Origin of the sequence: Kribbella hippodromi (assembly GCF_039531045.1) — a bacterium.
Classification (GTDB): Bacteria; Actinomycetota; Actinomycetes; order Propionibacteriales; family Kribbellaceae; genus Kribbella; species Kribbella hippodromi.
In genome coordinates this window covers 1-21085 of the sequence record NZ_BAAAPH010000007.1, presented here as the reverse complement: position 1 = coordinate 21085, position 21085 = coordinate 1, and the positions used below count along the sequence as shown (strand labels likewise).

Sequence of the window (21085 nt, the reverse complement as noted above, 5' to 3'; positions counted from 1 at the left end):
TGGCATGGCTGCGATCTACCTGGTCCGGCATGCGCAGGCGTCGTTCGGTGCGCGCGACTACGACAAACTGTCCGCGCTGGGTGAGCAGCAGGCGGCCCGGCTCGGGCAGACGCTGGCGGAGGTGCGGCCCGAGCTGGTGGTTTCCGGGTCGATGCGCAGACATCAGCAGACCGCGACGCTGGCCGGGTTCACCGCGGATGTGGACAAGGGGTACGACGAGTTCGATCACCAGGAAGTGATCGTCGCGCACAAACCCGCGTACCGGAACCATGCCGTGATGGTGGCCGATCTGGCCCGGACCGGTCATCCACAGCGCGCGTTCCAGCAGATGTTCAGTGCGGCGACGGAACGGTGGATGGCGGGCGCGGACGGGTACAGCGAGACGTTCGAGTCGTTCTGCGAACGGTCTCATGACGCGGTCCGGCGGACGGCCGAACGGCTTGGGAAAGGTGAATCCGCCGTGGTGTTCACGTCCGGCGGTCCGATCGCGGCGGTGGTGAGCCGGTTGCTGTCCGGCGGTGACGGACTGTGGCCGACGCTGAACCCGGTGACCATCAATACCGCGATCACCAAAGTCGTGTCCGGGCGTGCGGGGCTGACTGTGGTGAGCTACAACGAGCACGTACACCTCGGCACCGAGCTGCTCTCGTACCGGTAGCGCTCTCGCACAGATAGGACTCCGATGCGACGGAACATCCTGATCACCGGCGCCAGTTCCGGGCTCGGGGCGGAGATGGCCCGGCAGTTCGCCGCGAAGGGCCACGACCTGGCGCTGACCGCGCGCCGTACCGACCGCTTGGACGCGCTGAGGGACGAGATTGGCCGAAGTTATCCACAGGCCAAGGTGGTTATCCACACACTGGATGTGAATGACCACGAGCAGGTCTTCGAGGTGTTCCGGACGATCGACGCGGAACTGCCGCTCGATCGGGTCGTGGTGAACGCCGGCCTCGGCAAGGGCGCCCCGCTCGGTACCGGACGCTTCGACGCCAACCGGGACACCGCGCTGACCAACTTCGTCGGATCGCTCGCGCAGGCCGAGGCCGCGATGGAGCTCTTCCGGGCGCGGAACGCCGGCCATCTGGTACTGATCTCGTCGATTTCCGGCCTGCGCGGTCTGCCGAAGACGGTCACCACGTACGCGGCGACCAAGGCCGGACTCGCCGCGCTCGGTGAAGGGCTCCGGATGGAACTGCTCGGGAAGCCGATCAAGGTGAGCACGATCTACCCCGGCTACATCCACTCCGAGATGAACGAGAAGGTCGCGAACACGCCGCTGATCGTCGGCACCGAGCCCGGGGTGCGGGCGATCGTCGCCGCGATCGAGGCGGAAAAGGCGAAGGCGTACGTTCCCGGGTGGCCGTGGGCGCCGATCGCGCAGCTGATGCGGTTCGCGCCGCTGCCGTTGCTGAGGAGAATGATCTGATGCGCTGGGGGCTGACCGTACCGTTGACCGGGGTACCGCTGCGTGACCACCGGGACCTGATTTCGGAGCTGTCCGAGCTCGGGTACACCGATCTGTGGTCCGCGGAGGTCGCGGGCGCGGACGCGTTCACGCCGCTGGTGCTCGCGTCCGAGTGGGACGATCGGCTGCGGTTGGGCACGGCTGTCGTACCGGTCCACACTCGCGGTCCGGCCGCACTCGCGATGAGCGCGGCGGCGCTCGCGGACCTGGCGCCGGGGCGGTTCGTCCTCGGGATCGGCGCGTCGTCGGAAACCATCGTGACCGGGTGGAACGGGATCGCGTACGACCCACCGCTGGCGCGTACGCGGGACGTACTGCGCTTCCTGCGGCACGCGCTCGCCGGCGAGAAGGTGGACGGGTCGTTCGACAGCTTCACGATCAATCGGTTCCGGTTGGAGAAGGCGCCGGACGTACCGCCCGCGATCATGCTGGCCGCGCTCCGTCCGCAGATGCTCCGGCTGGCGGCGCGGGAAGCCGATGGCGCGATTACGAACTGGTTGTCCGCGGAAGACGTACGCCAGGTCCGCGCCGAGCTGGGTCCTGAGAAGGAACTCGCCGCCCGCATCTTCGTCTGCGCCACCGAAGACGCCGAAATGGCCCGCAACATCGGCCGCTACCTGATCGCCACCTACCTGACCGTCCCCGGCTACGCCGCATTCCACGACTGGCTCGGCCGCGCCGACCTGATGAAACCCATGCGCGACGCCTGGTCCACCGGCGACCGCAACGCCGCCATGGCCGCCATCCCCGATCACCTCGTCGACGCCCTGATAGTCCACGGCACCCCCACCCAGTGCCAATCCCACATCAACCGCTACCTGGAAAACGGCCTCGACACCCCCATCATCGCCACCCTCCCCACCCAAACCCCCCTCCTCCAAACCGCCCGCACCCTCGCCCCCAACCACTCCTAGGCTCGGCGGCGATGAGATACATCTACCTGGTGACGCATGCTGAGGCTCGGCATCATGTGGATGGGGTTGTCGGGGGTTGGTACGACTCGGTTCTGACTGTTCGTGGGGGATTGCAGGCGGAGCGCATCGCGGACGTACTCCAGAGCCGGATCGGAGCGCAGGCGGTTGAGGTGTACTCGTCTGATCTCCGGCGGGCGAGTCAGACGGCCGAGCGGATCGCCCGTCGGTTCTCGGTCGAGGTTCGTACGGACGCGCGGCTGCGTGAACGGTCCAACGGTGAGGCCGACGGGCGTCCGCAGGCTTGGTTGGACGAGCGCCGAATTCCGATGCCTGAGGACGGCGACCGGCTCGGGCACCACGACGGACCAGCCGGTGCGGAGACCCGGTTGGCGTTGGTCGAACGTCTGTACCCGGCACTGGACGACATCCTCCGCCGACCGGTCGAGAACCAGGTCATCGTGTCCCACGGGTCCGCGTCCAGCTACCTGATCGCTGCCTGGATCGGGATGCCAATGCGCTCGACCGACCGGGTGTTCTTCCCGCTCGCCTCGGGCAGCATCACCACCCTCCGGCGCAACGACACCCATCACAGCCACCAGGTCATCTCCCTCAACGAGACCGCCCACCTGCAGCCCCTCGCCGACCCTCCCTCAACCTGACCCGCCCGTCGACCGGCCCCGCCCGTCGACCGGCCCCACCCGTCGACCCGCCCCGCCCGTCGGCCCGACCCGCCGGTCGACCCGACCTTGACCCCTCAGATGCAGGGTTGCCCCCTGAGAATCCGAGGGGGCAACCCTGCAGCTGAGGGGCCGACCCCCATCAGGACGGGGTGAGTTGGAAGGCGGTCACGCAGAGGGGAGCGGGCTCGAGCTGCTGGATGATCAGGAGGCCGGTGGTCGGCGAGTTGTTCGTGGTGCCGGTGAGGGGGACGACGAACGTGGGGGACTGGCCGATCGGGCCGCCGGCGGTGAGGTTGGTGGGTGGGTTGAGGAGGTTCTTCATCAGCGTGGGGAGTAGCTGACGCGAGCTTGCGCAGGCCAGCTTTGTCGCGGCGGTGGAGTTGTTGGTGTTCAGGTGAGTGACGAAACGCCGGGCAAGGCTGCTGGCTTCGGCGGCCGTGGCGGGGTTCGCGGGGGAGACCGGCTGACCGGTGGACGTCCAGGTCGTCGACCACGTAGTCGTCGAAGAACTACTGGACGGCTGCCCAGTCGGAACCCCAGTCCGCCCGGCGGTAGGGACCCCAGTCCGGCCGGCACTGGGACCGGTGCTCGGAGACTTGGTGGTACGAGTTGCTGGTGTGTGACCAGCCGCCGGTTTGTGGTTGGTGATCAGCCGGTACGCGACGAGGCCGAGTGCGCCCAGGGCGACCAGGGACAGTACGACGATGAGGGCCAGGATCAGTCCGGCGCGACTCTTCCGGGGTGGTTGGCCGTACGGAGGCGCTGATCGGAAGTCCTGGACCGGCGGTTGCCAGCGCGGGTTCGGCTCGGGCGGGGGTGAGCTCACGGGGTCAGTGTGGCAGCGGGATCAGTCCAGGCGCTGCTGTTTGAGCCAAGTGGTTGCGCGCCGGTTCGAGGCGCGGGCCAGCCACGCGTCCTGGATCACCTCGGTCAGCTCCTGCCGGGACAGTTCGCCCAGCCGGCTCGCGCGGACGAGCACGGACGGATGCCCGTCGAAGTGCGGTGTGGTGAAGAACGGCTTCGACTCGTCCGAAATCAACGCCAGCTTCTCGTCCTCGGATTCGACCCAGATCATGATCACGTCGTCGTACCGCTCTCCGGTGTCGCTGTCGACGGCATCCGGCCGGGGCGTACGGAAGAACACGAACGACTTCCCGCCGACCTGGTACACCGGCCGGTCGGTTCCGTCGTCGCGTTCCCATTTGGTGACGTACGGCATCCCGCCGGCGATCTTGTGAACGTCAGCGACCCGAGCCTTCATGACTCACAGGTTAATCAGCCGGAATCCACACCGTGAAGGTCGAGCCGGAACCGACCACGCTGGTGACGCTGATCCGCCCGTCGTGCGCCTCGACCAGATGTTTCGTGATCGCCAGACCAAGCCCACTGCCGCCGGTACTGCGGGTCCGCGACTGATCCGCCCGATAGAACCGATCGAACAAATGCGGCAGATGTTCTTCCGCGATCCCGGTCCCGTTGTCGGTGACGGTGAGCTTGTACCCGTCGTCAACGCGCCGCACCCCGACCACCACCTGCCCGCCCGGCGTGTACCGGATCGCGTTCGACACCAGATTCCCCAGCGCCTGCCGAATCCGCGCACCGTCCACCACCGCCATCGCCGGCCCAACCGCCGTCGACGTGAGACTGACAGAAGCCGCGTCCGCGGCAGGACGATGCGCCGAGACCACCTGATGCGCAAGCTCGGTCAGATCCCGCGGCGCCGGATGCAGGCGCAACATCCCCGCGTCGGCGAGCGCAAGATCCTGCAGATCGGCGACGAGATGCTCAAGCAGCGCGGTCTCTTCGAGCAGCGAGCTGACCAGTTCGCGGTCGAGCGGTACGACGCCGTCCTCGGACGCGACCAGATACCCCTTGATGTTGGCCAGCGGCGTACGCAGCTCATGCGCCACATCGCTGACCATCACCTTCCGCTGGAAGTCGTGCCGCTGGATCGACTCGGCCATGTCGTTGAACGCGTTCCCGAGCCGCGCGACCTCGTCCCTCCCGCTGACCGGGACCCGCGCCGCGTGATCGCCGTTGCGCATCCGCTGGGCGGCGCCGGTCAGGGCGACGATCGGCCGGACCAGGCGGCGGCCGGCGAAGATCATCACCAGCGCGGCGATCAGCAGTACGCCGAGGGCGGTCGCAGCCGTACGCAGTAGTCCTTCGCCGGAGAACACGTCGAACGTGCTCTTCGCGCCGAGGTACAGCTTGGCGGGCGGCGCGACGTACGGCGTCAGCGCCTGCACTTGCGCCTGGCTCACGCAGTCCTGGAACTTCGCCGAGCTGTCGACCTTCGGCTGCACCGCCTTCAGCCCGTCGAAGTCGGTGAGGTCGTACTTCAGCCCGGCCGCGTCCAGACAGTCGGTCGCGCGCCGGATCTGGTCGTCGTTGACGATCTTCGCCTTGGCACTCGGCGCGTTCAGCCCGGCCGGAACGCAACTGTCCGCCTTCTGCGGCGTGAGCGGCTTCTCCAGCACCCGGACGTTCGCGGTCGACTTGGCCGACTCGACCATCACCTGTGGCATGGCTCCGGCCAGCGCGACGCTCGCCGATTGACCCTTCGCGGCGTAACAGCTGACCGACTTCTCCGCGAGCTTCTCGCGGTCGCGTTTCTCGGCGTCGGTCAGACCCCAGCCCGGGTACATCAGGAACGGCGGCGCGGCCCCCGCGGTCGTCGAGTAGCTCTCGCCCTGGCCGACCACGACGTTCTTGCGGACCGCGTACACGGTCAGCGCTCCGGTCAGCTTCGCCGACCCGTCGTTGCGCGCGTCGATGGTTGCCGCCGGCACCGACGGGAGTTCGGGCGCGGCGCCGAGGACCCGGGCCGAGTCCGCGATCACCGAGCCGTCCTCAGCGGTGACGGCGACCCGGCGGCCGAGCCGGTCGGCGAGGTCGTGCACAAGTTTGTCCACCCCTGACCAGGTCGGATGGTCGGAGGCGTACCTCGACAGCTCGCCGTAGATCTCGCCGTCGAGCTGGAGCTGACCGGTGTTGGCGTCGATCTCGCCCTGCAGCTTTTCCGAGGTGCTGTACGTCGCGATCACCGCGGTGGCGATCACCGCGCCGAGCGCGACCGCGAGCGATAGTCCGAGGAACCGGATCAGCACACTACGACGCATGGTCCGCCGCCAGCTTGTCGGCGAGCTTGTACCCGACGCCGTACACGGTCTTCAGGTACGCCGGCTCGCCCGGCGACGGCTCGATCTTCTTCCGCAGGTTCATCACATGGACGTCGACGGTCCGGTCGAACACGTAGTGGTCGAAGCCGAACGCGTGCTCGAGCAGCTGCTGGCGCGAGAACGCCCGCCCCGGGGAGGCGGCCAGGCAGGCGAGGATCTTGAACTCGGCCGGGGTCAGGTCGATCAGGTTCCCGGCCACCAGGACCTCGTGCCGTCCCGGGTCGATCTCCAGCGCACCGACCCGGTACACCTCGCCCTCGGCGCGGATCCGGGTCCGGCGCAGCACGGTCCGCACCCGGGCGACGAGTTCGCGCGGGTTGTACGGCTTGGTCAGGTAGTCGTCCGCGCCCAGGTCGAGCCCGAGCAGCAGGTCGTCCTCGGTGGACCGGGCGGTCAGCATGATGATCGGCAGCCCGGCGCCGTTCGAGGCGTCCGCCCGGAGCACCCGGCACACGTCCAGGCCGTCCACCTTGGGCATCATCACGTCGAGTACGAGCAGGTCGGGACTGCGCCGGCGGGCCTCGTCGATGGCGGCCCGGCCATCGTGCACGACGACGGTCAGATGCCCTTCGCGTTCGAGGTACCGCCGGATCAGCTCCGCTTGCTTCAGGTCGTCTTCGGCGACCAGGATCCGCGCTGGCATACCGATCAATGTCGCCGAAGATGATGAGAATCCGATGAAGATCGGCTGAGAGCATCAGGTGCAAACCGGTCCTTCACAGGTTCTTCACTGCCCCGGCGGCACGCTCGGCTGCCATGAGAACCTCACGTACAGCAGCAGCGCTCGCCGTGGTGGCCGTCCTGGCGCTGGCCGGCTGCGGGAACGACAAGACGCCGGTCACGTCCGGCGACCAGAAGAGCGCCAAGAGCCCGCTCGCGGAGTACATGGGTGAAGGTTTCGTCAGCTCGTCCGGCGGTGGCACGTTCCAGGTCGCGAGCCGGGTCGGTGGCGCGCAGCAGCCGAGCGAGGAGGATCTGGCCAAGCAGCGCAAGGTCCAGGACGCGACCGCCGCCTGCATGAAGACGGCCGGGTTCGAGTACGTCGCGGTCCCGCCGGAGCAGAACGCGAAGAACAAGTTCACCGACGCGTTCAGCCTGCCGCCGGACAAGTTCGCCGAGCAGTACGGGTACGGGATCAGCACGATCGACTGGTCGAAGGCCGGTGCCGACGACACCAACCCGAACACCAAGATCCGGGCCGCGCTGTCGCCGACCGCGCAGAAGGCGTACGACAAGGCGCTGAACGGACCGAACGGCGGCCCGAACGGCACCGTCGTGATCCAGGGCGGTGACGACCCGAGCTCGACCAAGACCGCCGATCCGGATCTCGGCTGCCAGGGCAAGGCGGTCAAGGAGGTGTACGGCGACGGCAAGGACCGGCAGGCCGACTTCAAGAAGTTCGACGGCCTGTTCAAGGACATCCAGGCGCTGCAGAAGCGGATCGACTCCGACCAGCGGGTGGTGGACGCGACCAGCGCGTGGTCCGACTGTCTCGCCGACGCCGGGCACCCGGGGATGAAGAAGATCGGCGACCCGCGGGACGAGATCCAGAAGAAGCTCGACGCGCTGACCGGTACGCCGGCGCCGTCGAAGGGCAAGCCCGGCGCGGTGCTGACCGGGCCGCCGTCGTTCGACAAGGTCGACTCGGCGAAGCTCGCGGACCTGCGCAAGGACGAGATCGCGCTCGCGGTCGCGGACCAGAAGTGCAAGGCGGCGAAGTACGACGACGCGTACAAGAAGGTCCAGTACGAGCAGGAGCAGGAGTTCGTCAACCAGAACAAGGCGCAGCTCGAGGCGTACCGCGACGAAATGGCGAATCGGTGACCGCTTCACCCAAGTCCCGCCGCCGGGTGCTGGTCGGGGTGTCGGCGGTGGCCGCGGTCTCACTCGGGATCGGGGTCGCCGCGGGCAGCCGGATCACCTCGCCCGAGGATGCGGCGGCGAAGACCGCGGCACCGAGCGCGTCGCAGATCACCGTGCCGGTGGAGAAGAAGGCGCTGTCCAGCAAGGTGGTTGGCCGGGGTGACGCGTCGTTCGACGGCGCGGTGAACATCCGGGTCGAGACCAGCGGGATGACCACCCCGGCGATCGTCACCGGCAAGGTGCCGGCCGTTGGTTCGACCATCACCGAGGGCAAGGCGCTGCTGGAGATCACCGGCCGGCCGGTGATCGGGCTGGCCGGCGTACTGCCGATGTACCGCACGCTCTCGCCCGGTAGCAAGGGACCGGACGTGCTTCAGCTGGAGCAGACCCTCGGACGGCTCGGCCTGAATCCGGGCACGGTCGACGACGAGTACACGCTGTCCACCTCGGCGGCGGTCGAGCGGCTGTACGAAGACGCCGGGTACGACCCGCCGGAGCCGGACAAGGGCCTGACCCAGGCGCTGGACGGCGCGAAGAAGCAGGTGGACGCGGCGAAGAAGCAGCTCCGCACGGCGCAGGCCCAGCTGAAGGCGGCGAAGGACGCGAAGGCGAAGGACACCTCCGTACAGCAAGGTGCCGTGGACGACGCGAAGGCGAACCTGGCCGACGCGCAGGAAGCGCGGAGCGAGGCCGAGGTGAAGGCGGGTACCCCGCTGCCGGTGTCCGAGGTCGTGTACGTGAAGACGCTGCCGCGCCGGGTCGACGACGTGAAGGTGGAGCGCGGCGGAACGGTGAACGGCGTGGTGATGTCGGCCAGCGGCGCGTCCCTGGTGGTCGTGATGAAGGTCGACGCGGAGACCGCGCAGCGGCTCAAGGCCGGAATGCCCGCGGCATTGGAACTCGACGGAACGCCGATTCCGGCGAAGGTGCGCCGGGTCAGCAAGAACGGCAACCAGTACGACGTCGTGGTCGCGCCGAACAAGTTGACCGCGAGTCAGCTGGCCCTGCTCCGGGACGCGAACGTCCGGGTGACGGTTCCGCTGAAGAGCACCAGCGGCAAGGTACTGGCCGTACCGGTCGCGGCGTTGTCGTCCGGGTCGGACGGCGGATCGCGGGTCGAGGTGCTCCGGAACGGAAAGGTGGAGCTGGTCCCGGTCACGGTCGGGCTGTCCGCCGACGGGTTCGCGCAGGTGACGCCGACCGGCGACGCCTCGCTGGCCGAGGGCGACCAAGTGGTGGTGGGGAAGTGACAGCGACGCTGCCGATCGGAGTGGCGCTGCCGGCGCCGGTCGTGGAGATGATCGGAGTCCGCCGCTTCTTCCCCGGACCGCCCGAAGTGCAGGCGATCAAGGGTGTCGATCTGACCATCGGGCAGGGGGAGTACCTGTCGATCGTGGGTCCGTCCGGCTCCGGGAAATCGACCTTGCTGCACCTGCTCGGCCTGCTCGACAACCCGACCGACGGCACGTACCGGCTGGACGGCGTCGACACGATGAGCCTGCGCGAGAGACGACGGGCCGTACTGCGCGGGGAGCGGATCGGCTTCGTGTTCCAGTCCTTCCACCTCCTCGATCACCGGACCGTACTGGAGAACGTCGCGCTCTCGATGGTGTACGTCGGCGTACCGCGCCGCGAGCGGATGGCCCGCGCCCGGGTGGCACTGGAACGGGTCGGACTGTCGCACCGGATGGAGTTCGGGCCGACCACGCTTTCGGGTGGTGAGCGGCAACGGGTCGCGATCGCGCGGGCACTGGTCGCGGAGCCGAGCCTGCTGCTCGCGGACGAACCCACCGGCAACCTGGACAGCGCCAACGCGGAGGCGATCCTGCAAGTGTTCGACGAACTGCACGCCGAAGGGATGACGCTCGCCGTCATCACCCACGACAGCACCGTCAGCCGGCGCGCGCAGCGCCAGGTCCGGATCGTCGACGGGACGCTCCAGTGGTGAACGAAGCAGGCCCCCCGGTCGATCCCGCCGGCGGGCCGTCCACGGCGCGGCGGCGCCGGCTCAGGTCCCGTCCGGCCCTGCGAGATCTGCTGGACGAGGCACTGGCCGGTGTCGCCGCTCGCCCGACCCGACTGATCCTGACCACCCTGGGAACAGTGCTGGGCGTCGCCGCGCTGGTCGGGACGGTCGGCCTCGGACAGACCGCGGCCGGGCAGATCACGCAGCGGTTCGACCTCGCCGCGGCCACCCGGGTCGTGGTGCAACCGGATGACAAGGGCGGTCAGGAAGGCGAGGCGGCGACCCAGCTGCCGTGGGACGCGCCGGACCGGGTGACCCGGCTGAACGGCGTGGAAGCGGCCGGGACCGTCAGCAACCTGCAGATCGGCGACGACCTGGTCCAGAACGTCACCGGCCTGGACAGCGGTGAAGGAAAGGCGCTGCAGGTGATGGCCGGGTCGTCCGGACTCTGGGACGCGGTCCGGGCGACGCTGCAGACCGGCCGGTTCTTCGACGACGGTCACGACCGGCGTGCCGACAAAGTAGTTGTCCTCGGCAAGCATGCGGCCGAACGGCTGGGCATCAACCGGGTCGACGCGCAGCCGGCGGTGTTCATCGGCGACGAGCCGTACACCGTGATCGGGATTCTTGACTCGGTCAGCGGCCGGGCCGAGCTGAACGACGCGGTGATCATGCCGAACGGCACCGCCCGGCACGCCTACGACCTGAAGTCCCCGGACGCGCTGGAGATCCGGACCTCGGTCGGCGCCGCGCAGCTCATCGCCGGTCAGGCCCCGGTCGCGATCGACCCGAACAACCCGAGCGCGCTGCGTGTCGACGCTCCGCCGAAGCAGGGCGCCGTCCGCAAGGGCGTCGAGTCGGATCTGAACGCCCTGTTCCTGCTGCTCGGAGCGGTCGCGCTCCTGGTCGGTGGACTCGGCATCGCGAACGTGACGCTGCTGTCCGTACTGGAACGGATCTCGGAGATCGGTCTGCGCCGGGCGCTCGGGGCGGCGCGAAGACATATCGCGCTGCAGTTCCTGGTGGAGAGCGTGATCGTCGGCTTCCTCGGTGGACTGCTGGGTACGGCGGTCGGCGTCATCCTGACCGTCGGCGTGTCCTTCGTCCGGGACTGGACACCGATCCTGGACAACCGGTTGTCGTTCGGTTCACCCCTGCTGGGTGCGTTCATCGGCCTGATCGCCGGTACGTACCCCGCCTGGAAGGCGTCCGCCATTCAGCCCATCACCGCGTTGCGCGGCGCGTGAGCTGAGCCGTCCGTACACCAGGCCGGAGGCGGCAAAACCGGCCACGATCAGGGCCAGCACCGGGTAGGACCTGCCGTTGGCGGGCAGGATCACCGCGCCGAGCGCGGCCGCGGAGACCTGCCCGACGTTGAAGATCATGTCGTACAGCGCGAACACCCGGCCGCGGTACACGTCGTCGACACCCGTCTGGACGAGGGTGTCGACGCTGATCTTGATGCCTTGCGCGCAAATACCGGTGAGGAAGCCGCCGATCACCAGCGCGGGTTTCGTGTACAGACCGATCGGCACCATCGTCACCACGGCCGCGACGAAGAACAGCAGCGTGATCCAGCGCCGCAGCGACAGCACCCGCGTACCCCAGGGAGTGATCAACGCGGCGACGAACAGCCCGGCGCCGACCGCACCGGTCGCGATCGCCAGCGCGCCGAAGGCCTGATCGAGCTGACCGGGACCGTAGAAGTAGTTGCGGTACAGCAGGATCATCGCGACCGTCATCAGGCCGAAGAAGAACCGCAGCGAACCGATCGCGGCCAGGCCGAGCGCCGGCTGTTTGCGTTCGCGCAAATGCCGGCCGCCGTCGACCAGGCCGGTCGCGATGGTTCGTACCGCGGTGAGAATGCCCGGCTCGTCACCGCGCAGGTCGGGCCCGAGCTGGTCGCGGCGCAGCCGGAGAGCGAGCAGAGCCGCCGCGACATAGATGACGACGGTCAGGCCGAGGACGGCCAGGTCGGAGTCGACCAGCAGCTTCACGCCGGCGCCGATCCCACCGCCGACCAGGAAGGCCGCGGTGCCGGAGGTCGGGGTGACGGCGTTGGCCATCACCAGTTCGTCGCGGTCGACCACGTGCGGGAGGCCGGCGGACAGGCCGGAGAGCAGGAAGCGGTTCACGCCGAGGGTGAGCAGGACGGCGAGGTAGAACAGCACGCCCGCGTTCCCGGCGGCGACGATCGCGCCGACGCCGATCACGAGTACGGCCCGGGTCAGGTTCGCGCCGAAGAGGATCTGGCGGCGGGACCAACGATCGAGCAGTACGCCGGTGAACGGCCCGAGGATCGAATACGGCAACAGAGCGACCGCGAACAAACCGGCGATCGCGGCCGCGTCGGGGGCTCGTTCCGGCGAGAACAGCACGTACGACGCCAGGGCGACCTGGAAGACGCCGTCACCACACTGCGACGTCAGCCGGACCGCGAACAGCCGCCGGAAATCCCGGCGCCGCAGCAACGTCCCCAGATCCCGGATGAACCGCACGCCTGCACTGTAACCGTCACCGGCCGGCCTGCAGATACTCGATCAGCGCCTCCGCCTGACCGAGCATCGGGAAGTGCGAACCCGGCACCTCGTCCGGTTCGAACCCGAGCCGCTCGGTCGTCACCGGGCGCAGGAAGTCCGGCGGGAAGAGCAGGTCGTCACTGGCGATCACCGCCCGGGTCGGCACCTCCGGCCAGCGTTCGAACGTACACGGATCGTTCATCGGGCCGTCGGATTGCGTACGCAGCTGCCGCCGCGCCTCGGCCGCGAACTCCGCGGGGAGATCGTGGAAGAACGGATCGGCCTCGCCCTGGACAAAGGTGTGCCCCGTACTCGGCCACCACTCCGCGGGCCGCTCGCCCGGCCGGGGCACCATCGCCGCGACCAGCACGAGTTCCCGCACCGGCAGGCGATCACACACCAGCGGGGCGATGAATCCACCGAACGAGTGCGCTACCAGGACCACATCTTCACCGTCAGGGATCGCCTCGACGACAGTGTCGACGTACGCCGCCAATCCCGCCGACGGATCTTCACACGGCAGATCCACCGCGATCACTTCATCGCCGCGGGCGCGCAGCCCTTCGGTCACCGGATGCCAGTGCCAGGGTGTGGCGCTGGCACCTGGGATCAGTACATATCGCATGCTCAATTCAATCCTCTGTAAAGGCCAACCGGGAGACTCGCCGGAGGTGGTCGGGGTGCGCCGTGGAGCGATAAGGTCACTCTGACGGTGTCACGGTCCGTTGCGCACCGGTTACGACGGCTCGGTTCGGGCCGCAGCGCGGATGGGAATTTCATGGCTGAATCGCAGGACGAGAACGTCGACCCGCGGATGTTCGAGCAGCTTCGGCTCGACCGGCCGCACGGCGCCCGGGTGTACGACTACTTCCTGGGCGGCAAGGACAACTTCGCGATCGACCGGCAGGCGGCCGAGCACCTCCTGCAGGCGTTCCCGGGGTTCCGTACCGCCGCCCTCTCGAACCGGATGTGGATGCACCGCGCGGCCCGCTACGCGGCCGAGCAGGGCATCACCCAGTTCCTCGACATCGGCACCGGCATCCCGACCAGCCCGAACCTGCACGAAGTCGTCCAGGAGATCACCCCGTCGGCCCATGTCGTGTACGCCGACAACGACCCGATCGTGCTGGCGCACTCCCGCGCGCTGCTGGTGAGCAAGCCGGAAGGCAAGACGGCGTACCTCGAGGCCGACGTCACCGACCCGCAGAAGATCCTCAACTCCAACGAGGTCAAGGAGCTGATCGACTTCAGCCGGCCGGTCGCGCTCAGCATCGTCGGTGTCTTCCACTACCTGCCGGACGCGCTGGAGCCGTACGACCTGGTCCGCCAGCTGGTCGAGCCGCTCGCGCCCGGATCGCTGCTGATCTTCTCGCACTGCACGCCGGACTTCGCGCCGGAGCTGTGGGAGCGGGCGATGGTCGTCTACAAGGCCGACGGCGGCGACGCGCAGGTCCGCAGCAAGGAAGAGGTCACCCGCTTCTTCGACGGCACCGAGCTGGTCGAGCCCGGCGTTGTGTCCCCGTTCCGGTGGTACCCGGACGAGGAGACCGACCGGCTGGTCGAGAAGGGCGAGTTCACCGACATCATGTGCAGCCTGTGGGTAGGAGTCGGCCGCAAGCCCTGACGAACGCACGGCGGCGCCGATCCGCGCCGCCAGGCCCCCACTGGCGGGTTGTTTCGCCACTAGCTGGTTACAACCCGTCAGCGGTGCAACAACCCGCCGGCGTCAGCCGGTGTGCTTCTGCAGGTTCTGCGCGGCCTTCAGGAAGGTCGCGTCCTCGAGGGCGCGTGCCTCCGGGGTCAGGTTGTCGCCGAAGTCGGCCGCGGTCGCGCTCGGGCGGATCTCCAGCCGCCCGGTGTTGCCGCCGTCGGCCACCAGGCAGCGCCAGCCCCACTCGATCGCCTCCTCCCGGGACGCCACCTCGATCAGGCAGAACCCGGCGATCAGCTCCTTGGTCTCCGCGAACGGACCGTCGATCACCCGCCGCTCGCCCGCCTCGAGCTCCATCCGGAACCCGGTCGAGCTCGGCAGCAGCCCGTCGCCCGCCAGCAGCACGCCTTTCTCGGCCATCTCGGCCATCACCAGACCCATCGCGGTCAGGCTCTCCTCGCTCGGCACCGCGCCGGCCTCGGACTCCTCGCTGGCCCGGAACATCATCATGAAGCGCATCGGAACCCCTCCACTCAGCGTTAAATCCCGAGACGAATCTATACAGCGGCCGGGACCATCGGGCAGGCTACTCACAGTGTGCTCATGTACACCGGCCGTGAAGATGTCAAGTGAGGCGCGCCGGAGTCCCTGAGGAGACCCGCCCCATGCAAACCCGCCCCCCTGTTCCGGACCGCCGCCCGCGGCCGGCTGACTCCCGGCGCCGGATCGCCGCCCTGGCCGGTGCCGGCGCCCTCGTTTTCGGCGCGCTCACCACCGCCGGCGCGATGACCGGCAACCCGGCGGCTGCTCAGCAACCGGCCCCGTCGATCGACCAGGTGTCCGCCGACCACCTGCGTCAGATCCTCGCGACCGACAAAACTGCCCGGCTGGACAGCGACGGCAAGCTCTTCTACCGCGAGCCGATCGCAACCCCGGCCGAGCGCAGGGCCGCTCCGTCGCCGCGCTGGGCCAAGCGCGCGGTCGCCGGCGCGACCGGTCCGGCGTTCCAGCTGCACAGCAAGCCAGGTTCGAACCGGGTCATCTACCTCGACTTCGATGGTCACACCATCACCGGAACCGCCTGGAACACCAACGGCAAGCCCGCCAGCGTGAACGTCGGCGCGTACGACACCGATGGCGATCCGGCGACGTTCAGTACCGCGGAACAGGATGTAGTACGCGAAGTCTGGGCGCGCGTTGCCGAGGACTACGCCCCGTTCGACGTGGACGTGACGACCCAAGAGCCGTCCGCCGCCGCGATCGACCGGTCCGGTGCATCGGATCAGAAGTACGGCACCCGCGTACTGATCGACCCAGGTACTTGGTACCAGTCGGACTGCCGGTGCGGTGGCGTCGCGTACGTGGGCGTGTACGACAGCACCAGCCGGCACGCGTACTACCAGCCCGCACTGGTGTTCACGAAGGGCGTCGGCACCGGTGCGAAGAACATCGCCGAGGCCGCGTCGCACGAAGCCGGTCACACCGTCGGCCTGAGTCACGACGGCACTTCCTCGGTCGGGTACTACGCCGGCCATGGCGCGTGGGCACCGATCATGGGCGTCGGCTACTCCAAGGCGATCAGCCAGTGGAGCAAGGGCGAGTACGCCGATGCCAACAACAAGGAAGACGACTTCGCGGTGATCGGTCAGAACGGTCTGTCGCTGCGTACCGACGACCACGGCAACACCACTGGCGCGGCCACGGCCCTCACTCTCGGTACGAGCGTGAGCGGGGTGTACGCGAGTGATGCCGATGTCGACGTCTTCCGCATCGATCTTGCCGACGGCATGTACACGTTTGCCGCGGATGCTGCGGCAGTAGGCGCTGATCTGGACATCAAGCTCCAAGTGCTGGACTCGTCGGGTGCGGTCATCGCCACTGCGGACCCGGAGGCCGCCCAGACCAGTGCAGCCACCGCGACCGGTCTGAGCGCAAGCATCAACCGTGAGGTCGTTGCCGGCCGCTACTACCTGCGCGTCGACAACACCGGCTACGGCAACCCGTTGAACACCGGCTATTCAACGTACGGCAGCCGAGGCGCGTACACAGTCCGCGTCACCAACTGATCCCAGACCACCCGGGCCGTCGATCCCACCGAGACCGACGGCCCGGGTCCTTTTTGGGGGGGACCCGCCCACCGGGGGGACTGTGAGGAAGGACCCGACAGTGAACAGAATCCGCCGCATTGGTGCGCTGGCGTGCACCGGTGCTGTTGTTCTTGGAGGTCTGGCTGCCGCGGCCGGCAACCAGGCGAGTGCGCAACCGACACCGGTCGACCAGCTGTTGTCACGGCCGTTGGCCGGTGGAGAGGCGCTCGGCAAGGTGCAGGCCCGGCTAGCTGAGGTCGCGGACCTCAACCGGTTGCCGGTAGATCAGCTCCGGCAGACCCTTGCCACCGACAGGACCGCTTGGCTGGACGCCGACAGCAGATTGTTCTTCCGCGAACCCAGCCTGACCACGGCGCAGAAGGCACCCGAAGCATCACCACGCTGGGCGCGTACGGCGGTGGCCGGCGCGACCGGTCCGGCGTTCCAGCTGCACAGCAAACCTGGTTCCAACCGGGTGATCTACCTGGACTTTGATGGTCACACCATCACCGGTACGGCCTGGAACAAGTCCAAGGGCATCGACCCGGTGAACGTCTCGCCGTACGACACCGACGGTGATCCGGCGACATTCAGCACCGCCGAGCAGGACGTGGTGCGTGACGTGTGGGCGCGAGTGGCTGAGGACTACTCGACGTTCGACGTGGACGTGACGACCGAACAGCCGCCGCAGTCCGCGATCGACCGGTCCGGTGCGTCGGACCAGCAGTACGGCACGCGCGTACTGATCGATCCGGACACCTGGTACCAGTCCGGTTGTGGCTGTGGCGGTGTGGCGTACGTAGGGGTGTACGACAACTCCAGCCAGCACGACTACTACCAACCGGCTCTGGTGTTCACCAAGGGCGTTGGCACTGGTGCGAAGAACCTGGCCGAGGCCGCGTCACATGAGGCTGGTCATAACGTCGGTCTGAGTCACGACGGGACGTCAACCGTCGGGTACTACCAGGGCCACGGGGCGTGGGCGCCGATCATGGGCGTCGGGTACTACCGGGGCATCAGCCAGTGGAGCAAAGGCGAGTACACCGATGCCAACAACAAGGAAGATGACTTCGCGGTGATCGGCACGCACGGCCTGGCGCTGCGTGCGGACGAAGCTGGTGACACAACTGCGACCGCAGCCGAACTTGTTGTCGGTACGCCGGTGTCCGGGGTGATTGCGAAGGAGGACGACACCGACGTGTACCGCGTCGATGTCAGTGCTGCCGGCAACTACACCGCTACGGCTAATGCAGCTCCGACCGGTGGGAACCTCGACCTCAAGCTGGACCTGCTGGACAGCTCCGGTGCGGTGGTGGCGTCCGATGACCCGGCCGCCGGGCAGAGCGATGCGGGTACGCCGACGGGGCTCGGTGCGAGTGTTAGCGCCGCTCTTCAGCCGGGTAGGTACTACCTGCGGATCGACAACGTCGGCTACGGCGATCCGCTGAACACCGGCTACTCGACGTACGGTAGCCGCGGCGCGTACAGCCTCGGCCTTACGCCCTCCTGATCCCTGTGGCTGGTCGGTCTCTGGCGGACCGACCAGCCACAGGCTCTTTGGTCAGAGCGCCCGGCTTGGTCAGAGCTCCCGGTTTGGTCAGAGCGCGCGGTGCAGCGTTTCGGTCAGTGCGACCGGGGTGATCTCCAGTCGATCGAACCGCCAGCCGTCCGAGGTCCGGCGCGCCCGGTACTCGTGGACGGCAGCGGCGATCGCCTCTTTGTCGTCGCCGATCACGAAGACGGCGAGGTCATGCGCGCGTACGGTCGCGGTGTCGCCGTCGACGGTGATGACGAGATTCGACTTGTTGTGCATGGTCCGGGCGTACTGGTCGTGACTCGCGCGGACCACGTCGACGAGTGCTTGCAGGCCGTGCGCCTCGCCGCGCCGGGACTTGACCGCGATGTCGGCGGTGAAGAGTTGATCGGTTTCGTCGTAGCGCTGCTGGTCGATCCACAGGCTGTGCCGGGCGACCATTTCGGCCAGTTCACTGCGGTCGACGAGCTCACGAAGGTCCATGGGGTGCTCCCTGAATTGTTAGTACGACTAACGTTGGCTATGCCAATGAAGATAGATCGTTAGTGCGACTAACGCAAGAGGCGTATGCTGGGGTTCATGCAGGCCGACCACGAAGCACGGACCGACTCTGCCGCGCTTCGTTTCGATCGGGGGGCGGAGACGCCGGAGCGGCTGAAGGCGCAGCTGTCCCGGCTGATGGGCCTGACCGCCGCGCAGACGCAGCGCGCCGCGGGCGACGCGCTTCGCGCGGTCGGCGCGCACAAGGACCACTTCGTCGTTCTCGCCGCGCTGGCCGAGTTCGGGCCCGCGAGTCAGTCAGCGCTGGCCGCGCGGGCGCACGTCTACAAGAGCGATCTGGTCGCCGTACTCAACGAGCTCGCCGACGGCGGGTGGATTCGCCGGGCGCCCGATCCGTCGGACAAACGCCGCAATGTCATCACCGTCACCGCCGCGGGCAGTCGCCGCCTCGCCGAGCTGGATGCGGTGCTCGCCGGCGTCAACGATCACGTCATGACACCGCTGACGCCCGGCGAACGTACCCAGTTGTTCGCGCTGCTGACCCGGATCAACGCGCACTTGGCCGACCAGCGTTAGGCCAGGTGGCCGGCCGCCAATTGCGCCAGCGCGACGGCCTGGTCGCCAAGGACCGCGTCGTCGAAGCGGACGATGCTCGAATGGTTCGACGGTGCCTCCGTCGCGGACACGTCGTCCGGCCGGGCGCCGACCATCACGAACGTACCCGGAACCTCCTTCAGCACCATCGAGAAGTCCTCGGCACCCATCAACGGGTTGTCCAGGCTCCGCACCCGATCCGCCCCGAACAGGCCGGTGAGCACGTCGAACGTTTCCGCCGTACGCGGCGCGTCGTTGACCGTCACCGGGTATTGCGGATCGAGGCGAGCGTCGGCCGTACACCCATGCGCCGCGGCGATCCGCTCCGCCAGCGCCGGCAGCTCCCTCGTCAACTGCTCGAGCATCGCGTCCGACAACGTACGCACGGTGGCGCCGAGACGGGCAGTGTTCGGGATGACGTTGATCGCGACCCCGGCCTCGAGCTGCGTCACCGTGATCACGACCGGGTCGAACACACTCACCCGACGGGTCGCGTACGCCTGCAGTGCGAGCACGATCTCCGCGACGACCGGTACCGGATCGACGGTGCGGTCGGGCATCGACCCGTGCCCACCCTTGCCGCGGACGGTGATGTGCAACTGGTTGGAGCTCGCCATGATCGTGCCGGGGCGCATTTCGAACACTCCCCTGGCCGCCTGCGCCCAGACATGCAGGGCGTACGCCGCGATGGGCTTGTCGCCGGTCGCGCCGAGCAGACCTTCGCGCAACATGTACCCGGCACCGCCGAGACCTTCCTCGCCCGGCTGGAACATGAAGAGCACGTTGCCGCGCAATTCCTCGCGACGCGCACTCAACAGCTGCGCCGCGCCGACGAGTCCGGCGGTGTGCAGGTCGTGGCCGCAGGCGTGCATGTTCCCGTTCTCGGCCGCGTACTCCAGCCCGGTCTCCTCGACTACAGGCAATGCGTCCATGTCGCCACGCAGGAGCACGGTCGGCCCTGGCTGACCACCACGCAGCACGGCGACGACTGAGGTCAGCTCCTGCCCCGTGGTCACCTCGAGCGGCAGGCCGGCAAGCGCATCCAGCACCACACTCTGCGTCCGCGGCAGCATCAGCCCGACTTCAGGCTCCCGATGCAACACCCGCCGCAACTCCACCAGCCCCGGAAGCACCTCTGCACCCTGAAACTCCACCAATCCACCCTTCCACCAGCCCAGCCCCACACCGAGCCCCCAACCCACCACAAACCCACTGCCCCGGTCCACCCCGCTCCCCCGGCGCCTCGTACCCGCTCGGCTGGCAGGTTGTTGGGCCGGTGGCGGGTTGCAACACGCCAGCGGTCAAACAACGCGCCATCCGCCTGGGAATACCTCCCGGCCGGCCCGGGTTACACCTGATGCCGTCCGGTTCAAGACCCCGGGCCCCAACCTTTGCCGCTTCGAGCGGCCACTCGCCGAGAGGCGTCTGCTGGACGGTGCCGTACCCCGCGGGGTGGGAGGCAGCCTCCCACCCCGCCAATAACCATTTGCCTGGTAAGGCATCATGGAACTGTCGCCTGCGGAGACGCGGTCGACCGAACTGAAGAGGGACCAAGTACGACTCCCCTCAGCACCGCGAGACGGGTGCCGAGGCCGGGTGCCGGCAGGGTCGGAGGAAGCTCCAGGACCCCGATTTGCATCCGGACCATGGAAGTCAGTAATGTTCTTCTTGTTGGAGCGAGGCGCGGACGCGAAAGCGGCCAAGCCCTTCAACAAACTCCCTGAAGGTCTCGTAAGCCGAAACATGCCTCGGCAGGTTTTGGTAAATGAGTCGCGCAGGGAGACTGGATCGAAAAAGGCCGATTTGACCGGCTGGAAGCGAAACAGTAAAGTTGGGCGAGTTGCCCCGGAGCTTCAAACGAAAGTGCGAAGCGCGGTGTGCGTCCGATTCTTGAGAACTCAACAGCGTGCCGAAAGTCAATGCCGAAAGATGCATTAACCCCGTCTACAGGCATTCATTGTCTGTGGCGGATTCCTTTGAAATTAATACGGATGACAAGCCAGTGATGGTTTTGTTTCTGATTCAAAGGATCAACTGATGTTGTTGACTATCCGAGATCCTTTTGGGTTTCGGTTGTCTATATTTTTCAACGGAGAGTTTGATCCTGGCTCAGGACGAACGCTGGCGGC

The 21085-nt window shown here is 67.8% G+C and carries 21 protein-coding genes; 12 read left to right on the top strand and 9 right to left on the bottom strand.

The window, feature by feature from the left end; translation table 11 throughout:
* The first annotated feature begins 4 nt into the window (after positions 1–4).
* Genes ABD260_RS12415 through ABD260_RS12400 form a run of 4 tightly spaced genes read left to right on the top strand, consistent with a single transcriptional unit; the run spans position 5 to position 3038 of the window.
* The gene (locus tag ABD260_RS12415; protein ID WP_344233597.1) at positions 5–658 is read left to right on the top strand and encodes a histidine phosphatase family protein; all 654 of its coding nucleotides are present in this window, start codon (positions 5–7) and stop codon (positions 656–658) included.
* A gap of 24 nt (positions 659–682) precedes the next feature.
* A complete protein-coding gene (locus ABD260_RS12410; RefSeq protein WP_344233596.1) occupies positions 683–1426 on the top strand; it encodes an SDR family oxidoreductase in 744 nt (247 codons plus the stop codon).
* Positions 1426–2379, top strand: coding sequence for an LLM class F420-dependent oxidoreductase (locus ABD260_RS12405; protein ID WP_344233595.1), 954 nt, complete (start codon positions 1426–1428; stop codon positions 2377–2379). Before ABD260_RS12410 ends, ABD260_RS12405 begins: the two co-directional genes overlap by 1 nt.
* Positions 2380–2390: 11 nt before the next feature.
* A complete protein-coding gene (locus ABD260_RS12400; protein WP_344233594.1) occupies positions 2391–3038 on the top strand; it encodes a histidine phosphatase family protein in 648 nt (215 codons plus the stop codon).
* Between the two features lie 160 nt (positions 3039–3198).
* Here ABD260_RS12400 and ABD260_RS12395 read toward each other — a convergent pair whose 3' ends face one another.
* From ABD260_RS12395 to ABD260_RS12380, 4 genes are read right to left on the bottom strand one after another with little or no spacing between them, the layout of a single operon-like run.
* Positions 3199–3885, bottom strand: coding sequence for a hypothetical protein (locus tag ABD260_RS12395; RefSeq protein ID WP_344233593.1), 687 nt, complete (start codon positions 3883–3885; stop codon positions 3199–3201).
* Between the two features lie 21 nt (positions 3886–3906).
* Positions 3907–4320: an MmcQ/YjbR family DNA-binding protein gene (locus ABD260_RS12390; protein WP_344233592.1), complete on the bottom strand. Its 414-nt coding sequence runs from the start codon at positions 4318–4320 to the stop codon at positions 3907–3909.
* A gap of 10 nt (positions 4321–4330) precedes the next feature.
* Positions 4331–6181, bottom strand: coding sequence for a sensor histidine kinase (locus ABD260_RS12385; RefSeq protein WP_344233591.1), 1851 nt, complete (start codon positions 6179–6181; stop codon positions 4331–4333).
* A complete protein-coding gene (locus ABD260_RS12380) occupies positions 6171–6884 on the bottom strand; it encodes a response regulator transcription factor (RefSeq protein ID WP_344233590.1) in 714 nt (237 codons plus the stop codon). The genes ABD260_RS12385 and ABD260_RS12380 overlap by 11 nt, the downstream gene beginning before the upstream one ends.
* 113 nt (positions 6885–6997) lie before the next feature.
* Here ABD260_RS12380 and ABD260_RS12375 point away from each other — a divergent pair, with 113 nt between their 5' ends.
* The 4 genes from ABD260_RS12375 to ABD260_RS12360 are packed head-to-tail and all read left to right on the top strand — an operon-like array spanning position 6998 to position 11317.
* On the top strand, positions 6998–8065 hold the full coding sequence (locus ABD260_RS12375) for a hypothetical protein (protein ID WP_344233589.1): 1068 nt from the start codon (positions 6998–7000) through the stop codon (positions 8063–8065).
* On the top strand, positions 8062–9354 hold the full coding sequence (locus ABD260_RS12370; protein WP_344233588.1) for a peptidoglycan-binding protein: 1293 nt from the start codon (positions 8062–8064) through the stop codon (positions 9352–9354). The genes ABD260_RS12375 and ABD260_RS12370 overlap by 4 nt, the downstream gene beginning before the upstream one ends.
* Entirely contained in the window at positions 9351–10052 is a 702-nt protein-coding gene (locus ABD260_RS12365; RefSeq protein ID WP_344233587.1) for an ABC transporter ATP-binding protein, read from the top strand. Before ABD260_RS12370 ends, ABD260_RS12365 begins: the two co-directional genes overlap by 4 nt.
* Positions 10049–11317 carry an ABC transporter permease gene (locus ABD260_RS12360; RefSeq protein WP_344233586.1) on the top strand — a complete coding sequence of 423 codons (1269 nt, stop codon included), beginning with the start codon at positions 10049–10051 and terminating at the stop codon, positions 11315–11317. The genes ABD260_RS12365 and ABD260_RS12360 overlap by 4 nt, the downstream gene beginning before the upstream one ends.
* Here ABD260_RS12360 and ABD260_RS12355 read toward each other — a convergent pair.
* Together ABD260_RS12355 and ABD260_RS12350 are read right to left on the bottom strand one after the other, a co-directional pair.
* A complete protein-coding gene (locus ABD260_RS12355; RefSeq protein ID WP_344233585.1) occupies positions 11219–12568 on the bottom strand; it encodes an MFS transporter in 1350 nt (449 codons plus the stop codon). The genes ABD260_RS12360 and ABD260_RS12355 overlap by 99 nt on opposite strands.
* Before the next feature lie 16 nt (positions 12569–12584).
* Complete coding sequence (locus ABD260_RS12350; RefSeq protein WP_344233584.1) at positions 12585–13214, bottom strand: alpha/beta fold hydrolase; 630 nt, start codon at positions 13212–13214, stop codon at positions 12585–12587.
* 153 nt (positions 13215–13367) lie between these two features.
* Between ABD260_RS12350 and ABD260_RS12345 the strand changes: the two genes are divergently transcribed.
* Positions 13368–14213 (top strand): SAM-dependent methyltransferase, encoded by an 846-nt coding sequence (locus ABD260_RS12345; RefSeq protein WP_344233583.1) that lies wholly within the window; start codon positions 13368–13370, stop codon positions 14211–14213.
* Between the two features lie 102 nt (positions 14214–14315).
* On the opposite strand, the gene ABD260_RS12340 is transcribed toward ABD260_RS12345, so the two are convergent.
* The gene (locus ABD260_RS12340) at positions 14316–14759 is read right to left on the bottom strand and encodes a YciI family protein (protein WP_344233582.1); all 444 of its coding nucleotides are present in this window, start codon (positions 14757–14759) and stop codon (positions 14316–14318) included.
* Between the two features lie 146 nt (positions 14760–14905).
* Between ABD260_RS12340 and ABD260_RS12335 the strand changes: the two genes are divergently transcribed.
* Together ABD260_RS12335 and ABD260_RS12330 are read left to right on the top strand one after the other, a co-directional pair.
* Positions 14906–16306: a zinc metalloprotease gene (locus ABD260_RS12335; protein ID WP_344233581.1), complete on the top strand. Its 1401-nt coding sequence runs from the start codon at positions 14906–14908 to the stop codon at positions 16304–16306.
* Positions 16307–16406: 100 nt separating this feature from the next.
* The gene (locus tag ABD260_RS12330; RefSeq protein WP_344233580.1) at positions 16407–17837 is read left to right on the top strand and encodes a pre-peptidase C-terminal domain-containing protein; all 1431 of its coding nucleotides are present in this window, start codon (positions 16407–16409) and stop codon (positions 17835–17837) included.
* Positions 17838–17924: 87 nt separating this feature from the next.
* Here the strand turns inward: ABD260_RS12330 and ABD260_RS12325 are convergent, their stop codons facing one another.
* On the bottom strand, positions 17925–18344 hold the full coding sequence (locus tag ABD260_RS12325) for a nuclear transport factor 2 family protein (RefSeq protein WP_344233579.1): 420 nt from the start codon (positions 18342–18344) through the stop codon (positions 17925–17927).
* Between the two features lie 96 nt (positions 18345–18440).
* On the opposite strand from ABD260_RS12325, the gene ABD260_RS12320 reads away from it, so the two are divergent.
* Entirely contained in the window at positions 18441–18938 is a 498-nt protein-coding gene (locus tag ABD260_RS12320; RefSeq protein WP_344233578.1) for a MarR family winged helix-turn-helix transcriptional regulator, read from the top strand.
* Here the strand turns inward: ABD260_RS12320 and ABD260_RS12315 are convergent.
* Complete coding sequence (locus tag ABD260_RS12315) at positions 18935–20110, bottom strand: M20 metallopeptidase family protein (protein WP_344233577.1); 1176 nt, start codon at positions 20108–20110, stop codon at positions 18935–18937. The genes ABD260_RS12320 and ABD260_RS12315 overlap by 4 nt on opposite strands.
* Positions 20111–21085 lie beyond the last annotated feature (975 nt).

Coding starts and splice junctions, on each gene's coding strand:
- ABD260_RS12350 (WP_344233584.1), bottom strand. CDS start 13,214: ATGCGATATGTACTGATCCCAGGTGCCAGCGCCACACCCTGGCACTGG.
- ABD260_RS12340 (WP_344233582.1), bottom strand. CDS start 14,759: ATGCGCTTCATGATGATGTTCCGGGCCAGCGAGGAGTCCGAGGCCGGC.
- ABD260_RS12320 (WP_344233578.1), top strand. CDS start 18,441: ATGCAGGCCGACCACGAAGCACGGACCGACTCTGCCGCGCTTCGTTTC.
- ABD260_RS12345 (WP_344233583.1), top strand. CDS start 13,368: ATGGCTGAATCGCAGGACGAGAACGTCGACCCGCGGATGTTCGAGCAG.
- ABD260_RS12410 (WP_344233596.1), top strand. CDS start 683: ATGCGACGGAACATCCTGATCACCGGCGCCAGTTCCGGGCTCGGGGCG.
- ABD260_RS12390 (WP_344233592.1), bottom strand. CDS start 4,320: ATGAAGGCTCGGGTCGCTGACGTTCACAAGATCGCCGGCGGGATGCCG.
- ABD260_RS12325 (WP_344233579.1), bottom strand. CDS start 18,344: ATGGACCTTCGTGAGCTCGTCGACCGCAGTGAACTGGCCGAAATGGTC.
- ABD260_RS12385 (WP_344233591.1), bottom strand. CDS start 6,181: ATGCGTCGTAGTGTGCTGATCCGGTTCCTCGGACTATCGCTCGCGGTC.
- ABD260_RS12335 (WP_344233581.1), top strand. CDS start 14,906: ATGCAAACCCGCCCCCCTGTTCCGGACCGCCGCCCGCGGCCGGCTGAC.
- ABD260_RS12415 (WP_344233597.1), top strand. CDS start 5: ATGGCTGCGATCTACCTGGTCCGGCATGCGCAGGCGTCGTTCGGTGCG.
- ABD260_RS12400 (WP_344233594.1), top strand. CDS start 2,391: ATGAGATACATCTACCTGGTGACGCATGCTGAGGCTCGGCATCATGTG.
- ABD260_RS12405 (WP_344233595.1), top strand. CDS start 1,426: ATGCGCTGGGGGCTGACCGTACCGTTGACCGGGGTACCGCTGCGTGAC.
- ABD260_RS12375 (WP_344233589.1), top strand. CDS start 6,998: ATGAGAACCTCACGTACAGCAGCAGCGCTCGCCGTGGTGGCCGTCCTG.
- ABD260_RS12380 (WP_344233590.1), bottom strand. CDS start 6,884: ATGCCAGCGCGGATCCTGGTCGCCGAAGACGACCTGAAGCAAGCGGAG.